Source organism: Bradyrhizobium sp. (assembly GCF_049798375.1).
In the GTDB taxonomy this organism is placed as follows: Bacteria; Pseudomonadota; Alphaproteobacteria; order Rhizobiales; family Xanthobacteraceae; genus Bradyrhizobium.
Window position 1 is genome coordinate 1 of the sequence record NZ_JBARGP010000381.1, and the last position, 5,505, is coordinate 5,505.

The 5,505-nt window shown below is 64.7% G+C and carries 4 protein-coding genes; all 4 read right to left on the minus strand.

The window, feature by feature from the left end; translation table 11 throughout:
• The coding region (locus WA702_RS16315) for a tetratricopeptide repeat protein (RefSeq protein WP_425111572.1) at positions 1 to 1,518 on the minus strand (1,518 nt) is incomplete at its 3' end.
• Between the two features lie 68 nt (positions 1,519 to 1,586).
• Positions 1,587 to 2,999 carry a mannose-1-phosphate guanylyltransferase/mannose-6-phosphate isomerase gene (locus WA702_RS16320; RefSeq protein ID WP_425111573.1) on the minus strand — a complete coding sequence of 471 codons (1,413 nt, stop codon included), beginning with the start codon at positions 2,997 to 2,999 and terminating at the stop codon, positions 1,587 to 1,589.
• A gap of 4 nt (positions 3,000 to 3,003) precedes the next feature.
• Positions 3,004 to 4,020: an NAD-dependent epimerase gene (locus tag WA702_RS16325; RefSeq protein ID WP_425111574.1), complete on the minus strand. Its 1,017-nt coding sequence runs from the start codon at positions 4,018 to 4,020 to the stop codon at positions 3,004 to 3,006.
• A gap of 10 nt (positions 4,021 to 4,030) precedes the next feature.
• Positions 4,031 to 5,314 (minus strand): nucleotide sugar dehydrogenase, encoded by a 1,284-nt coding sequence (locus tag WA702_RS16330; protein ID WP_425111575.1) that lies wholly within the window; start codon positions 5,312 to 5,314, stop codon positions 4,031 to 4,033.
• Positions 5,315 to 5,505: the final 191 nt, after the last annotated feature.

Sequence of the window (5,505 nt, forward strand, 5' to 3'; positions counted from 1 at the left end):
CACCGTCACCGGATCGGCGAAGAAGTAGTCGATGGTTTTAAGGCCGGTGCCGGTGCCGCTGCCCCAGGCGGTGACCTGGATCGGCGCCGGCTTGGCGGCGAACACCGGCAGCCGGTTGCCGGCCGAATGGCCGGAGAGGTCGATCAGGATGTCGACGCCGTCGGCCTGGATGCGGTCCGCGAGTTCCTCCTGCGACAGCCTGGAGGCGTCGACCCAGATGTCGGCGCAGGCGCGGCACTGGTCGGTGACGCTGTCGGGCAAGGTCGAGCAGGAATAGCAGGCGACCTGGAATGCCTGATGATCGTGATTGCGCAGCACCGGCAGGAAGGTCAGCGCGGCCGAATGGCTCCTGAAGTCGGAAGAGACATAGCCGACGGTAATGCGCCGCTCGGGGTTGAGGTCGCGCGGCGGCAGCTCGCGACGTGGAATCTGGGCGCCGATCCGGGTCCACCATTCGCGCCGTGCGGCCTGATGCTGGGCGACATCGGATTCGGGCAGGAAGTCGAGCGCGAAGATCTTCTTCGTGACCGCATCCTCGAAGTCGGGCTTGATCTCCAAGGCACGCTCGAACTGCTGCAGCGCGCCGGCGATATCGCCCTGCTTGGCGAGGCACGCGCCGAACCAGGCCAGCGCCGTCTCCGAACGCGGATTGCGTTCGAGCACCGTGTTGCAGGCCGCCAGCGCCATCGCGGTCTTGTCGGTGATCACGCCGATATGGGCCCGGCCGAGCAGCGCGACCTCCATGAACGGATCGAGCGCCAGCGCCTGGTCGAAATCGGCCTCCGCCTTCTCGAACTGGCCCATCTGGATGTGGATGCGGCCGCGCTGAGCGATGATCGCGGCGGTGCCCGGCTTCATCGCCAGCGCCGCATCGAAGGCGGCGAGCGCCTGCTCGAAATGCCGCAGGCTGATGCTGACCAGGCCCTTGCCAAACATCGCCTGCATGTGGCGCGGGTTGAGCGCCAGCGCGCGTTCGAAGCTCGCATTGGCCTCATGATTGCGCTGCATCAGCAGCTGCGCCATGCCACGGTTGCAGTAGGCGTCGGCATGATCAGGCTTGGCGGCAATGGCGCGCTCGTGCGCGGCCAGCGCCTGGGCGAACAGGTGCATGTTCATCAGCGTGTTGCCGAGGCTGGTCCACGCCACCGCGAAATTCGGCTTCAGCGTGACGGCACGCTCCTGCGCCTTGCGCGCCTCCTCGTAGCGTTTCTGGTTGAACAGCACGAATCCGAGATTGGCGAGTGCCTCCGCATGGCGCGGCTCGGCGGCGACCGCCTGCGTCAGCGCCTGTTCGGCGAGATCGAACTGGCCGGTCTCGAGCGCGGAGACGCCGAGCAGGTGCAACGCGTCGAAATGATCCGGCACCAGTCCGATGACCTGGCCGCAGATCGCCTGCGCCTCGGCATGCCGGCCGGCGCGATAGGCCGATACCGCGTTGGGCAACAGCGCATCCGCCTGCTTGCGGCTTTTCTTTTGCAGCCGCGCGTTCTGGAACGCGCGCGAACCGACATTGCTCAAGGACAGCTCTCCGGGAGACATGTTCCCGGCGAATCTAGCACGGCGCGATTGATTCGAGAGGGGCCGCCCTACCCGCGCCGATAATCGTCCTCGATGCGGATGATGTCGTCCTCACCGAGATAGGAGCCGGTCTGCACCTCGATCAGTTCCAGCAGTATTTTCCCGGGGTTCTCCAACCGATGCACCGCGCCCATCGGGATGTAGATCGACTCGTTCTCGTGCACGGTCTTCACGGTTTCATTGACGGTGACATGCGCTGTCCCGCGCACCACGATCCAATGCTCCGAGCGGTGATAGTGCTTTTGCAGCGACAGCCGCTGGCCCGGCTTGACCACAATGCGCTTGACTTGATGGCGCTCGCCGTTATCGACCGACTGGTAGCTGCCCCAGGGCCGATGCACCTTGATGTGGGATTCGGTCACCTCGGGGGCGACCGTCTTCAGCTTCGCCACCAGCCGCTTCAGCCCATTGGCGTCGCGCTGCCGCGAGACCAACACCGCATCCTGCGTCGCGACCACGACGAGGTCGTCGACCCCTTCGAGCGCGACCAGCGCGTGATCGGTGACGACGTTGCAGTTGCGGGAATCCTCGAACACGGCGGCGCCGCGTGCGACGTTGCCCTGCGCGTCCTTCTCGGACAATTCCCACACCGCATGCCAGGAGCCGACATCGGACCAGCCGCAGGACACCGGCACGACCGCTGCGCGCGCCGTCTTTTCCATCACCGCATAGTCGATCGAGATCGGCTTGGCCGCAGCGAAGCTGTCGGCATTGAGGATGACGAAGCCGAGATCGCGGCCGGCATTGGCGACCGCATCGGCCACGACCTGAACGCTATGCGCATCGAACGCGCGGTACTCATCGAGCAGCACGGCGGCACGGAACATGAAGTTGCCGCTGTTCCAGAGATAACCATCCCTGATGTACCGCTCGGCGGTCGGCTGGTCCGGCTTCTCGACGAATTTCGCGACCGCGCGCACCGCCCCCGATACAGCCTCGCCCGGATTGATGTAGCCATATTCGGTGGCTGGCCGCTCCGGCGTGATTCCGAAGGTGACGATGCGGCCGTTCTCCGCCGCCGTGAGCCCGTCGCGGCAGGCGGCCAGGAAGGCCGCCTTGTCGCCGACGACATGATCGGCTGCCAACGCCAGCACCACGGCCTCGCCGTCGCGTGCCTGCGCGAATGCCGCGCCGGCCACGATCGCGGGACCAGAGTCGCGCCGCATCGGCTCGAGCAGCACATCGGCCTCAAGCCCGATCTCAGCCAGTTGCTCCAGCACCATGAACCGATAGGCCGCATTGGTGACGATAATCGGCCGCTCGAACAAATCGGCGTCCGAGACACGCAGCAGCGTGTCCTGGAAGGTCGAGTGCGTGCCGAACAGCGGCAGGAACTGCTTCGGCCGCACCTCGCGCGAGGCCGGCCACAGCCGCGTGCCGGCGCCGCCGCACATGATCAGGGGAATGATACGTTTCGTCATCAAATCAGATCCGGTGATAGTCGCGGTACCATTTGGCAAAGCGCGCAATGCCGTCCTCGATCGGCGTCGCCGGCTTGAAGCCGATATCGCGCTCGAGATCGGCGACGTCGGCATAAGTCGCCTCTACGTCGCCCGGCTGCATCGGCAGCATGTCCTTGACCGCAGCCCGGCCGAATTCCTTCTCCAGCAGGGATATCACGTGCATCAGGTCTTCGGGATGATTGTTGCCGATATTGTAAACCATCCATGGCGCCTTGCTGGTGCCGGGGTCCGGCAGGTCTCCGTTCCAGTCCGGATTGCCCTGCGGCGGCCGGCCGATCAGGCGGACCACGGCCTGCACCACGTCATCGACATAGGTGAAATCCCGCCGCATCCTGCCATGGTTAAAGAGCTTCACCGGCTGCCCGGCCAAAATCGCCTTGGCGAAGATGAACATCGCCATGTCGGGCCGCCCCCATGGGCCATAGACCGTGAAGAATCGCAGGCCGGTAGTCGGAAGCCGATAGAGATGGCTGTAGGAATGCGCCATTAGCTCATTGGCTTTCTTGGTCGCGGCATAGAGGCTGATCGGATGATCGACATTGTCCTTGACCGAGAACGGCAGCTTGGTATTGGCGCCATAGACCGATGAGGACGACGCGAACAGCAGATGCTTGCAGTCGTTATGCCGGCAGCCTTCCAGCACGTTGATGAAGCCTTCAAGATTGGCATCGACGTAGGCGTGCGGGTTCTCCAGCGAGTAGCGTACGCCGGCTTGCGCGGCGAGATGCACCACCGCCGGAAAACGATGCTCGGCGAACAGCGCCTTCATCGCCGCGCGATCGGCGAGGTCGAGTTTTTTGAACGAGAAGCCGGGCTGTGACGTCAGCATCGCGAGCCGCGTCTCTTTCAGCTTCGGGTCGTAGTAATTATTGATGCTGTCGATGCCGACCACCTGCCGCCCTTCGGCCAGCAGGCGCTGCGTGACATGAAATCCGATGAAGCCGCCGGCGCCGGTCACCAGCACAATGTTGTCTGTCATCATCGCTCCGTCACGGCCGCCACAGTTCGATCGCCGCGGGCCTGTCGGCGCGGTCGAGCTTCATCTTGACGTCGAGCACGAGCCCTTCGCCATCACGCAACAGCCGCTGGATCATGCGCCAGCCGCCGGCGACGTAGGGTTCATGCGCGACTGCGAGCACCACGGCGTCCGCCGGACGCAAGGCCTCCAGCGCCGTCAGCGCAATGCCATATTCTCCTTCGACTGCGCTGGAATCTGCGAGCGGATCGGCGATCTGCACGTCGATGCCGAAGTCGCGCAATTCCTGCACGATGTCGATGACCCGGGAGTTGCGGATGTCAGGCACGTTCTCCTTGAAGGTCATGCCGAGCACGGTGACCGTGCCACTCTGGCCCTTGCGGCGCAGCAGGCCGCGAATGCATTCGCGCGCGATGCGGCGGCCCATCTCGTCGTTGATGCGACGGCCCGCCAGGATCACCTGCGGATGATAGCCGGCCTTCTCGGCGCGGTAGGTGAGATAATACGGATCGACGCCGATGCAGTGGCCGCCGACCAGCCCCGGCGAGAACGGCAGGAAGTTCCACTTGGTGCCGGCCGCCGCCAGCACGTCGCCCGTGTCGATCTCGAGCGCCTGGAAGATCAGCGACAGCTCGTTCATGAAGGCGATGTTGAGATCGCGCTGGGTGTTCTCGATCACCTTGGCGGCCTCCGCCACCTTGATCGACGGCGCGCGATGGATGCCGGCTGATACCACCGAGCCGTAGACGTCGGCCACCACCTGCAGCGTTGCCTCGTCCTGGGCCGAGACAACCTTGGAAATGGTCTCGAAACGGTGGATCTTGTCGCCGGGATTGATGCGTTCCGGCGAATAGCCGACGTGAAAATCAGCCCCCGCTTTCAGCCCGGAGCAGCTTTCCAGCACCGGAACGCAGTCCTCCTCGACCGCGCCCGGATAGACCGTCGATTCGTAGACCACGATGTCGCCGCGCTTGAGCACCGCACCCACGGTCCGGGACGCCGCCAGCATGGCGGTCAGATCGGGCCGGCGCGCCGCATCGATCGGGGTCGGAACCGTCACGATGAAGAAATCGGCCTCGCGGAGCGCAGCCGCATCGTTCGTGAAGGTCAGCCCCGAGCGCTTGAGATCGGTGCCGTCGACCTCGCGCGTGCGGTCCTCCCCTGCCCGCAACTCGCTGACGCGGGTGGAATCGATGTCGAAACCGGTTACGAAGGCGCCCCCGCGCGCAAAAGCTGCGGCGACCGGAAGGCCCACGTAACCGAGCCCAATCACCGCAATCTTCCGGCCATGAGACATAAATTGATTCCGGTGGTTCAGAGGCCATTGACGGCAATCCGGCGACTGTTTAGCCACCGGGGCATCGGGACCGCAAGGGGTGGGCAGCCGGGGACGGTCGACGCCAGCCGCAAGGGTCCGATGACCGCACCAGGACGGGAAACTCGCACTCGGCTTGGATTGATCGAAAAAGGGGCAACCCGATCTGCCAT